Origin of the sequence: Caballeronia sp. ATUFL_F1_KS39 (genome assembly GCF_023630985.1) — a bacterium.
Taxonomy (GTDB): domain Bacteria; phylum Pseudomonadota; class Gammaproteobacteria; order Burkholderiales; family Burkholderiaceae; genus Caballeronia; species Caballeronia zhejiangensis.
The window spans coordinates 115,709-133,047 of sequence record NZ_JALQDZ010000001.1 but is presented as its reverse complement, the minus strand read 5'-3'; the positions used below and the strand labels follow the sequence as shown (position 1 = coordinate 133,047).

The 17,339-nt window shown below is 62.9% G+C and carries 16 protein-coding genes and 1 tRNA gene; 6 read left to right on the top strand and 11 right to left on the bottom strand.

What is annotated here, in order from left to right; all coding sequences use genetic code 11:
- From NCR93_RS00655 to gatC, 5 genes are all read right to left on the bottom strand, one after another.
- The gene (locus NCR93_RS00655; protein WP_250480198.1) at positions 1–786 is read right to left on the bottom strand and encodes an exodeoxyribonuclease III; all 786 of its coding nucleotides are present in this window, start codon (positions 784–786) and stop codon (positions 1–3) included.
- A gap of 21 nt (positions 787–807) precedes the next feature.
- The gene (locus NCR93_RS00650; protein WP_175979711.1) at positions 808–1,647 is read right to left on the bottom strand and encodes a PPK2 family polyphosphate kinase; all 840 of its coding nucleotides are present in this window, start codon (positions 1,645–1,647) and stop codon (positions 808–810) included.
- Positions 1,648–1,724: 77 nt separating this feature from the next.
- Positions 1,725–3,194 carry an Asp-tRNA(Asn)/Glu-tRNA(Gln) amidotransferase subunit GatB gene (gene gatB, locus NCR93_RS00645; RefSeq protein WP_250435423.1) on the bottom strand — a complete coding sequence of 490 codons (1,470 nt, stop codon included), beginning with the start codon at positions 3,192–3,194 and terminating at the stop codon, positions 1,725–1,727.
- A 2-nt stretch (positions 3,195–3,196) separates the two neighbouring features.
- Positions 3,197–4,702 (bottom strand): Asp-tRNA(Asn)/Glu-tRNA(Gln) amidotransferase subunit GatA, encoded by a 1,506-nt coding sequence (gene gatA / locus NCR93_RS00640; protein ID WP_250435422.1) that lies wholly within the window; start codon positions 4,700–4,702, stop codon positions 3,197–3,199.
- 56 nt (positions 4,703–4,758) lie between these two features.
- Complete coding sequence (gene gatC, locus NCR93_RS00635; RefSeq protein WP_008352020.1) at positions 4,759–5,058, bottom strand: Asp-tRNA(Asn)/Glu-tRNA(Gln) amidotransferase subunit GatC; 300 nt, start codon at positions 5,056–5,058, stop codon at positions 4,759–4,761.
- A 376-nt stretch (positions 5,059–5,434) separates the two neighbouring features.
- Here gatC and NCR93_RS00630 point away from each other — a divergent pair, with 376 nt between their 5' ends.
- The 5 genes from NCR93_RS00630 (at position 5,435) to rodA (ending at position 11,825) form a co-directional block, all read left to right on the top strand.
- Positions 5,435–6,478, top strand: coding sequence for a rod shape-determining protein (locus tag NCR93_RS00630; protein ID WP_004189550.1), 1,044 nt, complete (start codon positions 5,435–5,437; stop codon positions 6,476–6,478).
- A 185-nt stretch (positions 6,479–6,663) separates the two neighbouring features.
- Positions 6,664–7,782 carry a rod shape-determining protein MreC gene (gene mreC, locus NCR93_RS00625; protein WP_034470331.1) on the top strand — a complete coding sequence of 373 codons (1,119 nt, stop codon included), beginning with the start codon at positions 6,664–6,666 and terminating at the stop codon, positions 7,780–7,782.
- Positions 7,779–8,291, top strand: a complete 513-nt coding sequence (gene mreD / locus NCR93_RS00620) for a rod shape-determining protein MreD (RefSeq protein ID WP_008352165.1) — start codon at positions 7,779–7,781, stop codon at positions 8,289–8,291. Before mreC ends, mreD begins: the two co-directional genes overlap by 4 nt.
- An 82-nt stretch (positions 8,292–8,373) precedes the next feature.
- Positions 8,374–10,653 carry a penicillin-binding protein 2 gene (mrdA, locus tag NCR93_RS00615; protein ID WP_250480195.1) on the top strand — a complete coding sequence of 760 codons (2,280 nt, stop codon included), beginning with the start codon at positions 8,374–8,376 and terminating at the stop codon, positions 10,651–10,653.
- Positions 10,654–10,664: 11 nt separating this feature from the next.
- Positions 10,665–11,825: a rod shape-determining protein RodA gene (gene rodA, locus NCR93_RS00610; RefSeq protein WP_008352167.1), complete on the top strand. Its 1,161-nt coding sequence runs from the start codon at positions 10,665–10,667 to the stop codon at positions 11,823–11,825.
- Between the two features lie 62 nt (positions 11,826–11,887).
- Here rodA and NCR93_RS00605 read toward each other — a convergent pair whose 3' ends face one another.
- The 5 genes from NCR93_RS00605 to queC all read right to left on the bottom strand — a co-directional run bounded on the left by NCR93_RS00605 (position 11,888) and on the right by queC (position 15,362).
- The gene (locus NCR93_RS00605) at positions 11,888–12,556 is read right to left on the bottom strand and encodes a tetratricopeptide repeat protein (protein WP_034470327.1); all 669 of its coding nucleotides are present in this window, start codon (positions 12,554–12,556) and stop codon (positions 11,888–11,890) included.
- A complete protein-coding gene (locus tag NCR93_RS00600) occupies positions 12,553–13,335 on the bottom strand; it encodes an HpcH/HpaI aldolase family protein (protein ID WP_175979707.1) in 783 nt (260 codons plus the stop codon). The genes NCR93_RS00605 and NCR93_RS00600 overlap by 4 nt, the downstream gene beginning before the upstream one ends.
- A gap of 181 nt (positions 13,336–13,516) precedes the next feature.
- Entirely contained in the window at positions 13,517–13,963 is a 447-nt protein-coding gene (queD, locus tag NCR93_RS00595; protein WP_008352173.1) for a 6-carboxytetrahydropterin synthase QueD, read from the bottom strand.
- A gap of 5 nt (positions 13,964–13,968) precedes the next feature.
- Positions 13,969–14,601: a 7-carboxy-7-deazaguanine synthase gene (queE, locus tag NCR93_RS00590; protein ID WP_250532125.1), complete on the bottom strand. Its 633-nt coding sequence runs from the start codon at positions 14,599–14,601 to the stop codon at positions 13,969–13,971.
- Between the two features lie 26 nt (positions 14,602–14,627).
- Positions 14,628–15,362, bottom strand: coding sequence for a 7-cyano-7-deazaguanine synthase QueC (gene queC / locus NCR93_RS00585; RefSeq protein ID WP_175979706.1), 735 nt, complete (start codon positions 15,360–15,362; stop codon positions 14,628–14,630).
- Positions 15,363–16,118: 756 nt separating this feature from the next.
- Here queC and NCR93_RS00580 point away from each other — a divergent pair.
- A complete protein-coding gene (locus NCR93_RS00580) occupies positions 16,119–17,147 on the top strand; it encodes a glycosyl hydrolase (RefSeq protein WP_250435417.1) in 1,029 nt (342 codons plus the stop codon).
- Positions 17,148–17,260: 113 nt separating this feature from the next.
- On the opposite strand, the gene NCR93_RS00575 is transcribed toward NCR93_RS00580, so the two are convergent.
- A tRNA-Phe gene (locus NCR93_RS00575) sits at positions 17,261–17,336 on the bottom strand.
- Positions 17,337–17,339 lie beyond the last annotated feature (3 nt).

The window sequence follows — 17,339 nt, the reverse complement described above, 5'->3', positions numbered from 1 at the left end:
TCACTTCTTCTTCGCGATCTTCCAGTCGTAATCGATCGTCAGCGGCGCGTGGTCGCTGAACTTGATATCCCGGAAAATCGACGTCTTCTTCGCGGTCGCGGCGACTTCCTTCGTCGCGATCTGATAATCGATACGCCACCCGACGTTCTTCGCATACGCCTGGCCGCGATTGCTCCACCACGTATATTGCTCGGGACGCTGATCGAGCGTGCGGAATACATCGACATAACCGACGTCCTCGAAAAGCTTCGTGAGCCACGCGCGTTCTTCGGGCAAACAACCGGAATTCTTCTGGTTGCTCTTCCAGTTCTTGATGTCGATTTCCTTGTGCACGATATTCACATCGCCGCACAGGATGACTTCGCGCTCCTTCGAAAGCGCGTCCAGATGCGGCATGAACTCGTCCATGAAGCGATACTTCGCCTGCTGACGCTCGTCGCCGCTCGAACCCGACGGCACATACACCGACACGACCGACAACTTGCCGAAACGCGCTTCGACATAGCGCCCTTCCGGATCGAACTCTTCCGAACCGAAGCCGATGATCACGTCATCCGGTTCGTGGCGCGTGTACAGACCGGCGCCGCTGTAGCCCTTCTTCACCGCGTGCTGGAAATAGCCCTGGAAACCGTGCGGCGCGAGAAATTCCGGCGTCAGATCGTCCTGCGAGCATTTGATTTCCTGAACGCACACGACGTCGGATTTCTGCTCTCCGAACCAGTCGAAGAAACCTTTCTTGGCGGCCGAACGGATGCCGTTGAGATTGGCGGTTATCACGCGAAACATGTTCTTCCTTTTTGATCTTGATTATTCGACCTTCACGCCCTTCAGCGATTCTTTCGCCGGCGGGAATTCGAGCTTCATGTCCTGCATCGTGCGCAACAGCAGCTCTGCGACCATCACGTTGCGATGCGTCTTCGAATTGCCCGGAATGATGTACCAAGGCGCGTAATCCGTCGATGTCGCCGCGAGCGCGTCGGCGTATGCGGCCTGATAGTCGTCCCATTGCTTGCGCGCTTCGAGATCGGAGACGTCGAACTTCCAGTGTTTCGTCGGATCGTCGATGCGCGCCTGCAGTCGCTCGCGCTGCTCGTCCTTCGAAATGTGCAGGAAGCATTTGACGATGGTGGTGCCGCTGTCAGCGAGCAGCGCCTCGAATTCGCGAATATGCCGATAACGCCGTTCGCATTCGTCGGCATCGATCGACTTCAGCACGCGCGGCACGAGCACGTCTTCGTAGTGACTGCGGTTGAAGATCGCGAATTCGCCGGCCATCGGCGCCTGCGCGTGCACGCGCCACAGAAAATCGTGCGCGGCCTCGCGCTCGGACGGCGCGCGAAACGGCACGATGCGCAAGCCGAGCGGATCGACATCGTGAAACACCGCGCGCACCGTGCCGTCCTTGCCGCTCGTGTCCATGCCCTGCAGCACGAGCAGCACGCGCCGGCGGCGCTGCGCGTGCAGTTTCTCCTGAAGATCGTCGAGTTGCACGCCGATCGCCGTGAGACGCTCGCGGTCGATGTCCTTCGTGCCGCTGGAAAACGGCTTCGCGGACGGATCGATCGCGCTCAGGTCGAATGGCTTGCGCTTCTTGCCGGCGTCGAAGAAAGGCACACGGAAGTCGTCGAGTTCGGGTTTTTTTGCCATATTTTTGTGATCACCAAAAAGAAAGGCCGTCGCCTAGCTTAACCGGCAACGGCCCTGTCTTTCACGCACCGAAACAATCAGCCGAGCTTCTTCTTCAAAAGCTCGTTCACCTGCTGCGGATTCGCCTTGCCCTTGGTCGCCTTCATCGCCTGGCCGATCAGCGCGTTGAACGCCTTCTCCTTGCCCGCGCGGAATTCCTCGACCGACTTCTGGTTTGCCGCAAGCACCTCGTCGATGATCGCCTCGAGCGCGCCGGTGTCGGAAATCTGCTTCAAACCCTTCGCGTCGATGATGCGATCCGCGGCGGCCTCGTCGGTCGCCTTCTCTTCCCAGATCGTCTGGAAAATGTCCTTCGCGATCTTGTTGGAGATGGTGCCATCGGCGATGCGCTGAATGATGAGCGCGAGCTGCGCGGCCGATACCGGCGATTCGCTGATATCGAGCGATTCGCGATTCAGTTGCGCGGAGACGTCGCCCATCATCCAGTTCGCGGCGATCTTCGCCTGGGCCGCGCCCGCCTTCTGCACGAGCGCTTCGAAGTAGGACGCCATCGCCTTCGACGAAGTCAGCACGCCCGCGTCATACGGCGTCAAACCGTACGTGTCGACGAAACGCTTCTGCATGTCCGCCGGCAGCTCGGGCATCTCGCCCTTCACGCGATCGATCCACGATGCATCGATCACGAGCGGCATCAGATCGGGATCGGGAAAATAGCGGTAATCGTGCGCGTCTTCCTTGCTACGCATCGAACGCGTTTCGCGCTTGTCCGGGTCATAAAGACGCGTTTCCTGAACCACCGTGCCGCCGTCTTCGATCAGCTCGATCTGACGGCGCACTTCGTACTGGATCGCTTCTTCGAGAAAGCGGAACGAGTTCAAGTTCTTGATCTCGGCGCGCGTGCCGAATTCCTTTTGGCCGACCGGGCGCACCGAGACGTTCGCGTCGCAACGGAACGAGCCTTCCTGCATGTTGCCGTCGCAGATGCCGAGCCACACGACGAGACCGTGCAGTGCCTTCGCATACGCGACCGCTTCCGCGGCGCTGCGCATTTCCGGCTCAGTGACGATTTCGAGCAGCGGCGTGCCCGCGCGGTTCAGGTCGATGCCCGTCATGCCCGCGAAGTCTTCGTGCAGCGACTTGCCTGCGTCCTCTTCGAGGTGCGCGCGCGTCAGGTTGATGGTCTTCTCGTACGCTTCCTTGCCCGCCTTCTCGTTGGCCGGCACCTGAATCGTGATCTGCCCGCCCTGCACGACCGGAATCTCGTACTGGCTGATCTGATAGCCCTTCGGAAGATCCGGATAGAAGTAGTTCTTGCGCGCGAAGATGCTGCGCGGCGCGATGTGCGAACCGATCGCGAGACCGAAGCGGATCGCGCGCTCGACGGCGCCGCGGTTCATCACAGGCAACACGCCGGGCAACGCGAGATCGACGGGACTCGCCTGCGAATTCGGGCTCGCGCCGAACTGCGTGGGCGCGCCGGAAAAAATCTTGGAGACGGTGGAAAGCTGCGCGTGCGTTTCCAGACCGATGACGACTTCCCACTGCATGTTCACACTCCCGATGCCAATGCCGATGCAGGTGCCTTGCGGTGCCAGTCGGTCGCGCGCTGATAAGCGTCGGCGACCTGGAGCATCCGGGCTTCGTTGAAATAGTTGCCGATGATCTGCAGACCGACCGGCCGATTCGCATTCGCGCCCGCGCCGAAACCGCACGGCACGCTCATGCCGGGCAGGCCCGCGAGGCTCACGGAAAGCGTGTAGATATCGGCGAGATACATCTGCACGGGATCGTCGGCCTTCTCGCCGAGATTCCACGCGACCGACGGCGCGACCGGTCCCATGATGACGTCGCACTGCTTGAACGCTTCCTGGAAATCGCGCGCGATGATGCGGCGAATCTTCTGCGCCTGCAGGTAGTACGCGTCGTAATAACCGTGCGACAGCACGTACGTGCCGACGAGAATCCGCCGCTTCACTTCCGGCCCGAAGCCTTCCGCGCGCGACTTCTTGTACATGTCGAGCAGATCGCGGTACTCGGCCGCGCGATGCCCGTAGCGCACGCCATCGAAGCGCGACAGATTCGACGATGCCTCCGCCGGCGCGATGATGTAGTACACGGGAATCGAAAGCTCGGTCTTCGGCAGCGACACTTCGACGAGCGTCGCGCCGAGCGCTTCGTATTGCTTCAATGCGGCGTCGATGGACGCGCGCACGTCGTCGGCGAGACCCGCGCCGAAATACTCCTTCGGCATGCCGATGCGCAGGCCCTTCAGCGGCTTGCCGGCATCATCGCTGCCGTTCCACGTCTTGCCGAGGTAGCGCGTGTAGTCTTCGTTCTCGCGTTGAAGGCTCGTGGAATCGCGCTCGTCGAAGCCGCCCATCGCGTTCAGCAGCAGCGCGCAGTCGTGCGCCGTTTGCGCCATCGGGCCGCCCTGATCCAGCGACGACGCGAACGCGATCATTCCATAACGCGAAACGCGGCCATACGTCGGTTTGATGCCGGTGATGCCGGTGAACGAAGCGGGCTGGCGGATGGAGCCGCCGGTGTCCGTGCCGGTCGCGGCGGGCGCGAGACGCGCGGCCACGGCAGCAGCCGAACCGCCCGACGAACCGCCCGGCACGGCCTTCATATCCCACGGATTCTTCACCGCGCCGAAGTACGAATTCTCGTTGGACGAGCCCATCGCGAACTCGTCCATGTTGGTCTTGCCGAGCGTGACCATACCGGCGTTCGCGAGGCGATCGACGACGGTCGCATCGAACGGACTCGAATAGTTTTCGAGCATGTGCGAGCCGGCGGTCGATGTCCAGCCGCGCGTGACGAAGACGTCCTTGTGCGCGATCGGCAAGCCGGTGAGCGCGCCCGCGCGGCCTTCGCCGATGAGCGCGTCGGCGGCTTTCGCCTGTTCGAGCGTGAGCGCGGCGTCGACGCCGATGAACGCGTTCAGTTCCTTCGCGCCCTCGATGCGCCGCAGATACGACTGCGCCAGTTCGACCGCGGATACTTCCTTCGAGTCGAGCGCCGCGCGCAGTTCGGTCAAGCTTTTCTGATGCATTGCAGTTTCCTGATGAGCGCGGTGTGAATCACGCGCTGACGCTGAATGTTTGATGCTTATTCGATGACTTTGGGCACGAGATAGAGTCCGTCTTGCACGGCGGGCGCGCAACGCTGGAACTCTTCGCGTTCGACACGCTCTGAGACAGCGTCGTCACGCAGACGCAGCGCGACTTCCTCGATCTGCTCGATCGGGTGCGCGAGCGGTTCGATGCCGGTCGTGTCGACGGCCTGCATCTGCTCGACGAGACCGAAAAAATCGTTGAGCCGCGTGAGCGTGGGCTCGGCTTCGTGGTCGGGCAATTCGAGCCGCGCGAGGTGCGCGATGCGTTTTACGTCGGTCAGGGTCAAAGACATGGATTCACCGGAGAAAGCGTGGACAGCCTCAATCTCGAAAACTTTCGCTGCAGCAGCCAGTTGCGATCTTGAAAGGAGCCCTCGGAAACAGGTCTGGCGATGGCAAAAACTGCCATCCTTTTCCTATAGATACCCACAAATTATAAGGTATCATTACACGTTCGACTCACCTCTGGAACGGCTTGTCGGTGGCTTTCTCCCGCATTTGATGGATTCCGAGAAACGTTTGCGTCCAGCGTTCCGTTCTGCAGTAGATTTCTTCCCGGATTTGCCCTTCCCGGCGAGCGTTCGCCGCCCCGGCAAACCGTTATTTTTTCCGCTGCCGTCCCCGGCGCTCCTCGCGACGAACGGCCACCCAGCGAGACAGGATTTTTGAATGTTCGGTTTTTTGCGCAGCTATTTCTCCAACGACCTGGCGATTGACCTCGGCACCGCCAACACGCTGATCTACATGCGCGGCAAGGGCATCGTCCTCGACGAACCCTCGGTCGTTTCGATTCGCCAGGAAGGCGGCCCCAACGGCAAGAAGACCATTCAGGCGGTCGGCAAGGAAGCCAAGCAGATGCTCGGTAAAGTGCCGGGCAACATCGAGGCCATCCGCCCGATGAAGGACGGCGTGATCGCCGACTTCACCGTCACCGAGCAGATGATCAAGCAGTTCATCAAGACCGCTCACGAATCCCGCATGTTCTCGCCGTCGCCGCGCATCATCATCTGCGTGCCGTGCGGCTCCACTCAAGTCGAGCGCCGCGCGATCAAGGAAGCGGCACACGGCGCGGGCGCCTCGCAGGTCTATCTGATCGAAGAGCCGATGGCCGCGGCAATCGGCGCGGGCCTGCCGGTTTCGGAAGCAACGGGCTCGATGGTCGTCGACATCGGCGGCGGCACGACGGAAGTCGGCGTCATCTCGCTGGGCGGCATCGTGTACAAGGGGTCGGTGCGCGTCGGCGGCGACAAGTTCGACGAGGCCATCGTCAACTACATCCGCCGCAACTACGGCATGCTGATCGGCGAGCAAACAGCCGAAGCCATCAAGAAGGAAATCGGCTCGGCGTTCCCCGGCTCCGAAGTGAAGGAAATGGAAGTCAAGGGCCGCAATCTGTCGGAAGGCATTCCGCGCAGCTTCACCATTTCGAGCAATGAAATTCTCGAAGCGCTGACCGACCCGCTGAACCAGATCGTGTCGTCGGTGAAGATCGCGCTCGAACAGACGCCGCCGGAACTCGGCGCGGACATCGCGGAGCGCGGCATGATGCTGACGGGCGGCGGCGCGCTCCTGCGCGATCTCGACCGCCTGCTCGCGGAAGAAACCGGCCTGCCGGTGCTCGTCGCCGAAGATCCGCTGACTTGCGTGGTGCGTGGCTCGGGCATGGCGCTCGAGCGCATGGACAAGCTCGGCAGCATCTTCTCGTACGAGTGATCTGCTGCTTCGGGCGTCCGGATATCGACGCAACGCCGAAGCACGCTTGCAAGCACCCGCGTAACGCGACGCGCGCACGGCCCGGCCTCTGTCCGGGCCGTTGTCGGAACAGCGTAGGGCAGGTTTCGCCGCCGGCGAAGTGACCTGCAGCATCGATCCATCCGTTCACGCCCTCGGCGCCGACCATGGAATACAGTCCGCCGCCCCTTTTCAAGCAAGGCCCTTCCGCGCTCGCGCGCCTGATTTTCTTCGTGGTGCTCGCCATCGCGCTGCTCATCTCGGACGCTCGCTTCAGCACGCTGGAAATCGTTCGCGGGATGCTCGGCGCCGGGCTGTATCCGTTGCAGCGCGCGGCGCTGGTGCCGCGCGACATCTTCATGGGCGCCGCCGATCTCGCCGTGACCAGCGCGACGCTGCGCAGCGAAAACCGCAAGCTCAGCGACAAGAATCTGGAGCTTTCCGTCAAGGCGGGCGACGCGGCCCAGCTCGCCATCGAGAACGCGCATCTGCGCGCGCTGCTGAATCTGCAATCGCGCGCAACGACCGAAGAAACGCCCGCCGAAATTCAATACGACACGCGCGATCCGTTCACGCAGAAAGTCGTGATCGGCAAGGGTTCGCAGCAGAATATCCAGGACGGCGCGCCCGTCGTCACCGAAGACGGCGTGATCGGTCAGGTGACGCGCGTGTTTCCGCTGCAATCCGAAGTCACGCTGCTCACCGATAAAGACCAGGCCGTGCCCGTCCAGATCTCGCGCACCGGCTTGCGCAGCGTGATTTACGGCACGCCGAAGGGCGACACGCTCGATCTTCGCTTCGTGCCGATCAGCGCCGACGTCCAAGCCGGCGACGAACTCGTGACGAGCGGCCTCGACGGCATCTATCCGCCGGGACTGCCGGTCGCGAAGGTGCTGCGCGTCGACAAGCAGGCGGATACGGCGTTCGCGCGCGTCGTCTGCGTGCCGATCGCGGCCGTGCGCGGCGCGCGCCAGTTGCTCGTGCTGCACTACAACTTGAATCAGCCGCCGAATCCGGTCGAAGTCGAAGCAGCCGCGGCCGCCAAGGAAGCGAAGGAAAACAAGGGCAAGAAGAAGCCCGCGCCGAAGGCTGCCGCCGCAGCGGGCGCGAGCGGCGCTTCCGCTCCGGTGCCGGGTTCTGCGCCAGCGGCTGCAACACCGGCAGCGCCCGCGCCCGCGAAGCCGTCGGAGAAGGCGGCCGAGCCGAAAGCTGCATCGGGCGCGGCGGCGAAACCGTCGAAGAAGGCGCATGCGCCGAAACCCGCATCATCGGGAGCCGCGCGATGAACCGCCCGCAATACATCCTGCAGCCGGTCAATCCGTACTTCATCACGTTCAGCCTGGCCGCCGCGTTCCTGCTGAACCTCATGCCGTGGGGACGGCTCATCGGCGTGCCGGATTTCGTCGCGCTCGTGCTGCTGTTCTGGAACGTGCATCAACCGCGCAAGGTCGGCATGGGCATCGCGTTCATGCTCGGCATCCTGATGGACGTGCACAACGCGAATCTCCTTGGCGAACACGCGCTGGCCTACACGCTGCTTTCGTACGGCGCGATCACGATTCATCGCCGCGTGCTGTGGATGACACTGCCCGTGCAGATGTTCGTCGTCGCGCCGCTGCTGGTGGGCGCGCATCTCGTGCCTTTCATCATCCGCCTGATGACGGGCGCCGCGTTCCCCGGCTGGAGCTATCTCATCAACGGATTCGTCGAAGCGCTGCTCTGGCCGATCGCGAGCTTCCTCCTGCTGATGCCGCAACGCCGCGCCGCCGACCCGGACGATACGCGTCCAATCTGAGTCTTGCCGCGCGGCGCCGGGTCGGCGAAAAAACCGCCGCGCGCGAACTACACTTGAATCGCGAGCACACCGCGAAAGCTGCATGACCGAAATCAAGAACACCGAGCAACAGTTGTCGAAGTTCCGCCTGCGCGTCGCGGCGGCGGGACTGTTCGTGTTCATCTGCTTCGGGCTGATCGGGCTGCGCTTCCTCTATCTGCAGGTCTGGCATTTCAGCAAATACTCGTTGCAGGCAAACGAGAACCGCATTTCGGTCGCGCCGATCGTGCCGAATCGCGGCATCATCACCGACCGCAACGGGGTCGTGCTGGCGAAGAACTATTCGGCGTACACGCTCGAGATCACGCGCTCCAAGATCAACGGCACGCTCGACGAAACCATCGACGAGCTGTCGCAAGTCATTCCGATCGACGCGCGCGACCGCCGCCGTTTCAAGAAGCTTCTCGAAGACTCGAAGAATTTCGAAAGCCTGCCGATTCGCACGCGTCTCACCGACGAGGAAGTCGCCAAGTTCACGGCGCAGCGTTTCCGCTTTCCCGGCGTCGAAGTGCGCGCGCGCCTGTTCCGCCAATATCCGCTCGGCACGACCGCAGCGCATGTGATCGGCTATATCGGGCGCATTTCGCAGCGCGATCAGGAGCGCATCGACGACGCGAGCGACGCCAACGACGAAAGCTCGGATCACTACGATCCGCGCCTCGACGCCAACAATTACAAGGGCACGGATTACGTCGGCAAGATCGGCGTCGAGCAGAGCTACGAAACGGAGCTGCACGGCCTGACCGGTTTCGAGGAAGTGGAAGTGACCGCGGGCGGCCGTCCGGTACGCACGATGTCGCGCACGCAGGCGACGCCGGGCAACAATTTGCAGTTGTCGCTGGATATCGGCTTGCAGCAGGTCGCGGAGCAGGCATTCGCGGGCAAGCGCGGCGCGCTCGTCGCGATCGAGCCATCGACCGGCGACGTGCTCGCATTCGTCTCCGCGCCGAGTTTCGATCCGAATTCGTTCGTCGACGGCATCGATCAGCAAACCTGGGACGCGCTCAACAATTCGCCGGATCATCCGCTCTTGAATCGTCCGCTGCACGGCACGTATCCGCCGGGCTCGACTTACAAGCCGTTCATGGCGCTCGCCGCGTTGTCGCTGCACAAGCGCACGCCGGGCTGGGGCTTCCAGGATCCGGGCTACTTCACGTTCGGCGGCCACACGTTCCGCAACGACGTGCGCTCGGGTCAGGGCTGGGTGGACATGAACCGCGCGATCGTCGTGTCGAACGACACGTACTTCTACATGCTCGCGCGCGATCTCGGCGTCAATGCGATGGCCGGCTTCATGAAGCCGTGGGGCTTCGGCCAGATCACCGGCATCGATATCGCGGGCGAGGCGAAGGGCATTCTTCCGTCGACGGAATGGAAGCGCAAGGCGTACCGCAAGCCCGAGCAGCAGAAATGGTACGAAGGCGAAACGATCAGCCTCGGCATCGGACAGGGCTACAACTCGTTCACGATCCTGCAACTCGCGCACGCGACGGCGACGCTCGCGAATAACGGCGTCGTGATGAAGCCGCACCTCGTGCGCAACATCGAGAATCCGATCAACAAGGACCTGCGCGCGGTCGTGCGCGATCCGAGCAACAAGATTCCGGTGCAGCAGAAGGACATCGACGTCATCAAGCACGCAATGGAAGGCGTCGTGACGAACGGCACGGCAGCGAAGGTTTTCGCGGGTGCGCCCTATCTCGCGGCGGGCAAGACGGGCACGGCACAGGTCTATTCGCTGCAGGGCGCGAACTATCGGGGCCACGGCGGAACGGCCGAGCATCTGCGAGACCATGCGTTGTTCATCGCGTTCGCGCCGGCGGAGCAGCCGAAGATCGCGATCGCGCTGATCGTCGAAAACGGCGGCTGGGGCGCGGAGTCCGCCGGTCCGATCGCGCGCAAGGTGCTCGACTATTACCTCGTCGACCGTCTCAAGCCGGGCGCGGAAGCGGCGGCGGTCGCAGCGGCGGCTTCGGCCACGACCGAAGCGACCGTGCCGGTCATCGGCGGCACGCAACCGCCCGCCGCCGTCGCGCTGCCCGCGTCGGTCGCGAATTCGTCGCCGGCGTTTTCGCCGCAAGCGGCGTCGAATCCGGATGCCGCGAAGGCGGCGTCGGCGCCTGCGGCATCCGCTCCGAAAGTCTCGAAACCGCGCGCTGCGTCGGCGCCGCCCGCTGCGCCTGCGGCTGCGGTGCCTGCATCGACGCCCGGCCGATCGCCCGCGCCGAAGAAGCGCCCGAGCGAGCCGACGCCCACCATGGTGCGCAGCAACGAAAACGACGGGGTGCGCGTTCTCGCGCCGTCCGGCGGCATCGACGAGTAAAGGAAACCGCCATGCAACTGCACGTCCAATTCGACAAGCGCGAGCTGCTGGACCGCGCCAAGCGCATGTTCGCGGGCTTCGACAAGCCGCTCGCGCTGATCGTGTTCCTGCTGCTCGGCGTCGGAATCGTGACGCTCTATAGCGCCAGCCTCGACATGCCGGGCCGCGTCGAAGACCAGTTGCGCAACATCATGCTGACCTTCGGCCTGATGTGGATACTCGCCAACATTCCGCCGCAAACGCTGATGCGCTTTGCCGTGCCGCTCTATACGGTCGGCGTCGCGTTGCTGATCGCGGTCGCCGCGTTCGGCCTGACGCGCAAGGGCGCGAAGCGCTGGCTCAATGTCGGCGTGGTGATCCAGCCATCGGAAATCATGAAGATCGCGATGCCGCTGATGCTCGCGTGGTACTACCAGAAGCGCGAAAGCAACATTCGCTGGTGGGATTACATCGTCGGCTTTCTCATTCTGATGCTGCCCGTCGGCCTGATCGCGAAGCAGCCGGACCTCGGCACCGCCGTGCTCGTGTTCGCGGCGGGCATGTTCGTCATCTATTTCGCGGGGCTGAGTTTCAAGCTGATCCTGCCGGTGCTGATCGCGGGCGTCATCGCGGTGGCGGGCGTCGCGACCTTCCAGGAAAAGATTTGTCAGCCCGAAGTCGTCTGGCCGATGATGCACGACTACCAGAAGCATCGCATCTGCACGCTGCTCGATCCGACTTCCGATCCGCTCGGCAAAGGCTTCCACACGATTCAGGCGGTGATCGCGATCGGCTCCGGCGGCACGCTCGGCAAGGGTTGGCTGAAGGGCACGCAGGCGCACCTCGAGTTCATCCCCGAGAAACACACCGACTTCATTTTCGCCGTGTTCTCCGAAGAGTTCGGGCTCGCGGGCGGGCTCGTGCTGCTCTTTCTTTATATGGCGCTCATCGCGCGCGGACTGTTCATCGCGGCGAACGGAGCGACCTTCTTCGGGCGATTATTGGCGGGATCGCTCACGCTCGCGTTCTTTACTTACGCGTTCGTCAACATCGGCATGGTGAGCGGGATTCTGCCGGTGGTCGGCGTGCCGCTGCCCTTCATGAGTTACGGCGGAACCGCGCTGACGACGCTCGGCGTCGCGGCCGGGCTCATCATGAGCGTCGCGCGGCAAAAGCGGTTGATGCAGAGTTAGCGGGCTATCTTCCGCCACATGAGCCGCGGCTTCGACCGCGGTTTTTTTATCGACGCGCGCCGTCACTGCGGCTTTTGCTGCTCGAGTTCGGTGCTGAGCTGCAGATACTTGAGCTTCGCCGCCGGATCGCCCTGCGCGGCCGCTGCCGCGTAATAAGCCCGCGCGACATTCAGATTGCGTTCGACGCCATCGCCGCCGCGCTCGTAGAACGATCCCGCGACGTATTGCGCCGTCATGTCGCCGCCTTCCGCAGCCTTCTTGTACCAGGTGAACGCCTGTGTGTTATCGCGCGCGGTGCCGCGTCCGTCGAGGAACTGGTTGGCGAGCGCGAGTTCGGCCTGTACGTGACCCTGATTCGCCGCGCGCAGGAACCAGCGATGCGCCTCCGCCGGATCTTTCTCGACGAACTGGCCGTCGTCGTACATCTTGCCGTACACGTATTGCGCGTGCGTCATGTTGGCGTCGGCGGCGCGGCGCAGCCATTTCTTGCCTTCGGGCACATCCGCCGGGCCGCCCTCGCCGTTGAGCAGCATCATCGCGTAGTTGAATTCGGCGAGGCGGCTGCCTCTTTGCGCCGCACGCCGAAACTCCGAGCGCGCCGCGACGAAATTGCCCGCGTTGTAATCGGCGACGGCGTTTTGCGTCGCGATGTCGGTCGGCTTCGGCGCGTTGTCGGCGCGGGCCGCACCGGCGAGCGCCAGCGCGATGATCGCAGCGGCGGCGGCTTTCATGATCTCGCCTCCTGCAACGCCTGACGCGTCGCCTTCAACAGCCACATTACATCCGCGCCGATCGCGACGAGCTTGACGCCCGCCTGCGCGTACTGCTTCGCGCTCGCGGCATCGAGTGCGAAGATGCCGCTCGCGATGCCCGCGCGATTCGCCGCGTCGACGATCTTCGTGATCGCCGCCTGCACATCCGGATGCTTGCCGTCGCCGAGATGACCGAGGCTCGCGGCCAGATCCGCCGGCCCGATGAACAGGCAATCGACGCCCGGCGTCGCGGCAATTTCATCGACGGCTTCGAGCGCCGCGACCGATTCGATCTGCACGATCGTCGCAATCTGCGCATTCGCGCTCGCCATGTAATCGCGACGCATACCGTATGCCGCCGCGCGCACCGCGCCCGCCACGCCGCGCAGGCCGTGCAGCGCCGCTTCGGTCGGATATTGCGTCAGCCTCACGATGCGCGCCGCCTCTTCCGCCGATTGCACGTTCGGGAACATCAGCGTGCGCGCGCCTGCGTCGAGCGCGCGCTTGACGAGCCAGCCTTCGTTCGCCGGCACGCGCACGATCGGCTCGCTCGGCAGATGCGCGGCGGCGATCGCGCGCAACTGGGCGACGACGTCGGCGCTATCGTTCGGCGAGTGCTCCATGTCGATGCAGAGCCAGTCGAAGCCCGCGTGCGCGAGCGCTTCGGCGGCATCGGCGCTGCCGAGCGACAGCCACAGGCCGAACAACGTGCCCGGTTCGGAGAAGCGCTGCTTGAGGGGATTGGTGAAGGTGCTCATCGCGCGTCTCCTTCGAGCGGTTGAAGGACGGCCACGCGCGGCCACTGGAAAAACGGATGAAGTGACGGCATGCGTGCGCTCCGTGTCTCGCCGCCTCGGAGGATGGGCGACTCATCGGACGATCATACCGTGACAAAAGCACGCGCGCCGGAGGTGCTTCCGGCCGCGCGCACGCCTGAAATCAGCCGCGCGCGACGTCGGCCCAGCAGTTCGGCGTTTCGTACAGACGCACGCGCTTCAGCTTGAGATTGACGCCGTAGTGCGCGTCATAGACTTCCGCGAGAATGTTGAACGCGACGGCCGCGAGGTTCTCGACGGTCGGAATGCGATCGAGCACGACGGTCTTGTGATCCGACAGCGTCTGCAGAAATTCGCGCACCTTGACATCGCCCTCGTAGACGATGAACGCGTGATCCCATTTGTTGACGAGATGCTCCATCGCGAGCGCTTTCACGTCGGCGAAGTCCATCACCATGCCGCGATCGGGCGCGCCTTCCACATCGACGAGATCGCCTTGCAGCGTGATTTCGAGCACGTAGCGATGCCCGTGCAGATTGCGGCACTGGCTGCGGTGATCGGGAATGCGGTGGCCCGCATCGAATTCGAGTTTTCGGGTAATCGTCTGCACGGCGTTCAGGGGATATTCAGGTATTTGTGCGTCTGCATCGACAGGCGCCACTTCGGATGCCGCTTGCACCAGTCGATCGCGAGCCTCGTATTGATGTCGCGCGATGCGTTGTCCATCGGTTGCACGAGAAAGTATTCGAAGTCGAGCTTTTCGTACTCGGCAAGACGCTGGTTGTCCTGCGGCACCACGACTTTCAGCTCGTTGCCTTTCCTCACGACGAGCGGCGCGTCGGCTTTCGGACTCACGCAGATCCAGTCGATGCTCTCGAGCACCGGCAGCGAACCGTTCGTTTCGATGGCCATTTCGAAGCCGGCTTCGTGCAGCGCATCGACGAACGGCTGGTCGATCTGCAGCATCGGCTCGCCGCCCGTGCACACGACGAACTTGTGCGCCTCGCCTTCCGGCCACAGCGATGCGATCTTCGCGACGAGTTCCGCCGGCGTTTTGTACTTGCCACCGTTTTCGCCATCGGTGCCGACGAAATCGGTGTCGCAAAACTGGCAGACGGCGTCCGCGCGATCTTCCTCGCGCCCCGACCACAGATTGCAGCCCGCGAAACGGCAGAACACGGCCGGACGCCCGGCATTGGCGCCTTCGCCCTGCAACGTGTAGAAAATTTCCTTTACCGCGTACGTCATGACTGCTCTGTGAACCTCTAAAAAAATCAGACCGGCGCGGTATCGACCTGCTCGCCCGCGCGATACGCCTCATAACCACGTTTGCGCAGTTTGCATGCCGGGCATTGGCCGCAGCCGAAGCCCCAGTCGTGCAATTCCGCGCGCTCGCCGACATAGCAAGTGTGCGTCTCGACGCGCACCAGTTCGACGAGCGCCTCGCCGCCGAGCGTTTCCGCGAGCCGCCAAGTATCGGCCTTGTCGAGCCACATCAGCGGCGTTTCGAGCGCGTAGCGCGTTTCCATGCCGAGATTGAGCGCGACTTGCAGCGCTTTCATCGTGTCGTCGCGGCAATCCGGATAGCCGGAGAAGTCCGTCTCGCACATGCCGCCGACCAGCACCTTCAGCCCGCGCCGATACGCCACTGCTGCAGCAATCGTCATGAACAGCAGATTGCGGCCCGGCACGAACGTGTTGGGCAGGCCGTTCGCGGTCGCCTGAATCTCGATCTCGCGCGTCATCGCGGTATCGCTGATCGCGCCGAGCACGGACAGATCGATCATGTGATCTTCGCCCAGCCGTTCGGCCCACTGCGGAAACTCGCGCATGATCGCGGCGCGAAAGCCCTCGCGGCACTCGAGTTCCACGCGATGGCGCTGTCCGTAATCGAAACCGAGCGTCTCTACCGTCTTGTAACGTTCGAGCGCCCAAGCGAGGCACGTGGCCGAGTCCTGGCCGCCGGAGAACAGCACGAGCGCGCTGTCTTTAGCGTCTATCCGAGTCACCGTGAAAACTCCGTACTCCGTGAATTTGATGGCGTCGCACGCCGCACAGGCAGTCGGAGTGACCGGACTTCGCGACGAGCGGCGCGGGCAAGACGCCCGCGAGTCCAGTATAGGCCGGCGGCCTTCGCCCTGAAGCGCACGCCTTTTATGCCGCCGATAGCGGAATGCGAGACGGATGACCAGCGCCGGACGAATGTTCCGGCGCGTCGCACGAGCAATTCGGAGCGCCGAAAAGAAAAGGACTTGCGGGGTCCGAGGACGAGGCAAGTCCTTAATTCGGCGCGAATTTTAACACGGAGGGCGGTTGTTCGCCGAGCTCGGCGCGCTGGCGCGCGGGGAATCGGTAATTCGTGCCATCATCGGAAGAAATAAATCGGCAATTCCGACGAAGTCTCTAAACCCGCCACCGCGCGCGCCGTTATACATGTAACAAAATGGCGCGGCCTCGTTACAGTTTCAGGTATTTTTTTCCTTTCGTTGCAGGACACTGGCGCGCCATCAAAGCCCCGTCGACTGACGGCCGCCGTTAATTCGCACTTCGAAGTTACTCGGCTTGAAACCCTCCCGCAGGGTTAAGCGGGACCGCAGGTCCGTTTCCGATCCGCCCTTTGGCTCGCGGCGCTCCTGAAGACGTACCTACTTCACCGATACACAACATCTCCATTAGTAGTACATACAATGAAAAAATACATTCAGACCAGCTTGCGCGTCATTGACGCATTACGGGCGCCCAAGGCGAGCCTTATCACCGCTGCCGTGGCAACCAGCGTGGTGCTGGCAGCGTGCGGAGGCGGCGGCAACGACGCGCTCGACACCGCATCGACCACAGCCGCGGCGAGCCGCAAGGCGGCGGCCGCGACAACCACGAGCACGATCTTCTACGGCGCCAACGGCCACAACAACGAAGGCGGCGCGTACGACATCTCCAGCCCGGCAGTGCAGCTCTCGCAGTTGCAGGATCTCGGCGTGAAGCTGTATCGGAACGAGGTGTACAACCAGTCATCGGCGAACAAGCTGGCAGGCATCGCGAAGACGATGGCAGCGGGCGGCGTGACCGTGTATCCCGTCATGCTGATGAGCATCGACTTCAACACCGAGACCGACGCGTATAACGCCGGCTATCAGTTGGGCGTCTGGACGGCCACCGCCTACAAGTACCCGTACTACGAAGTGTCGAACGAACTCGACGCGATGACGATTTACAACAACGTCGACGGCGTCTATCCGCAGCAGTTCGACAACGCGAAATTTCAGATCGCGCGCGGCGTCATTCGCGGCATGATCGCCGGCGTGAAGTCGGTCGATACGAACGGCAAGATCATCATGGGCGGCGGTACGTGGATGCATTACGCCGTGGATCAGATGCTCGCGGCCGGCACCCAGCCGGACGGCACGACGGGGCACCCGGTCGTGAACTGGGACATCACCGCGTGGCACTGGTATTCGGATATGGGCGACATCACCAACGCGTGCGGCGGCACGGGTTGCCATGACGTACTCGGAACACTGCAGCAGTTCGGCAAGCCGATCTGGCTCAACGAATACGGCGTGCGTCCGTGGTATGGCTCGGATCAGCAGATCGCGTCGTATCTCGTCGGCAACAAGATGATGGCGCAGTTCGTCGCGCTGGCGTCGAAGTACAACATCCAGGCGATTCAGACGTACCAGTTGTATGACGATCCGGCTGGCGGCGAAGGCGCGTACGGCCTGCTGAAGAACGACGGCAAAACGCAGAAGGCGTCTTACACCGCGTTCAAGAATTTCGTCGCGGCCAATCCGAAGTAAGCGCCGGATCGCTGAAAAAAGAACGCGCAGTCGGCTTACACGGACTGCGCGTTTTTCACATGCGGAAAACGAAAAAGCCCGAGAGCGATAACACTCTCGGGCTTCTTGCATTCTGGTGGCCTGGGACGGAATCGAACCATCGACACGCGGATTTTCAATCCGCTGCTCTACCAACTGAGCTACCGGGCCAAC

What these genes read in the sequence shown, in the direction of transcription:
- NCR93_RS00655 (WP_250480198.1), bottom strand. Translation starts at nt 786, where the DNA reads ATGTTTCGCGTGATAACCGCCAATCTCAACGGCATCCGTTCGGCCGCC.
- NCR93_RS00650 (WP_175979711.1), bottom strand. Translation starts at nt 1,647, where the DNA reads ATGGCAAAAAAACCCGAACTCGACGACTTCCGTGTGCCTTTCTTCGAC.
- gatB (WP_250435423.1), bottom strand. Translation starts at nt 3,194, where the DNA reads ATGCAGTGGGAAGTCGTCATCGGTCTGGAAACGCACGCGCAGCTTTCC.
- gatA (WP_250435422.1), bottom strand. Translation starts at nt 4,702, where the DNA reads ATGCATCAGAAAAGCTTGACCGAACTGCGCGCGGCGCTCGACTCGAAG.
- gatC (WP_008352020.1), bottom strand. Translation starts at nt 5,058, where the DNA reads ATGTCTTTGACCCTGACCGACGTAAAACGCATCGCGCACCTCGCGCGG.
- NCR93_RS00630 (WP_004189550.1), top strand. Translation starts at nt 5,435, where the DNA reads ATGTTCGGTTTTTTGCGCAGCTATTTCTCCAACGACCTGGCGATTGAC.
- mreC (WP_034470331.1), top strand. Translation starts at nt 6,664, where the DNA reads ATGGAATACAGTCCGCCGCCCCTTTTCAAGCAAGGCCCTTCCGCGCTC.
- mreD (WP_008352165.1), top strand. Translation starts at nt 7,779, where the DNA reads ATGAACCGCCCGCAATACATCCTGCAGCCGGTCAATCCGTACTTCATC.
- mrdA (WP_250480195.1), top strand. Translation starts at nt 8,374, where the DNA reads ATGACCGAAATCAAGAACACCGAGCAACAGTTGTCGAAGTTCCGCCTG.
- rodA (WP_008352167.1), top strand. Translation starts at nt 10,665, where the DNA reads ATGCAACTGCACGTCCAATTCGACAAGCGCGAGCTGCTGGACCGCGCC.
- NCR93_RS00605 (WP_034470327.1), bottom strand. Translation starts at nt 12,556, where the DNA reads ATGAAAGCCGCCGCCGCTGCGATCATCGCGCTGGCGCTCGCCGGTGCG.
- NCR93_RS00600 (WP_175979707.1), bottom strand. Translation starts at nt 13,335, where the DNA reads ATGAGCACCTTCACCAATCCCCTCAAGCAGCGCTTCTCCGAACCGGGC.
- queE (WP_250532125.1), bottom strand. Translation starts at nt 14,601, where the DNA reads ATGACGTACGCGGTAAAGGAAATTTTCTACACGTTGCAGGGCGAAGGC.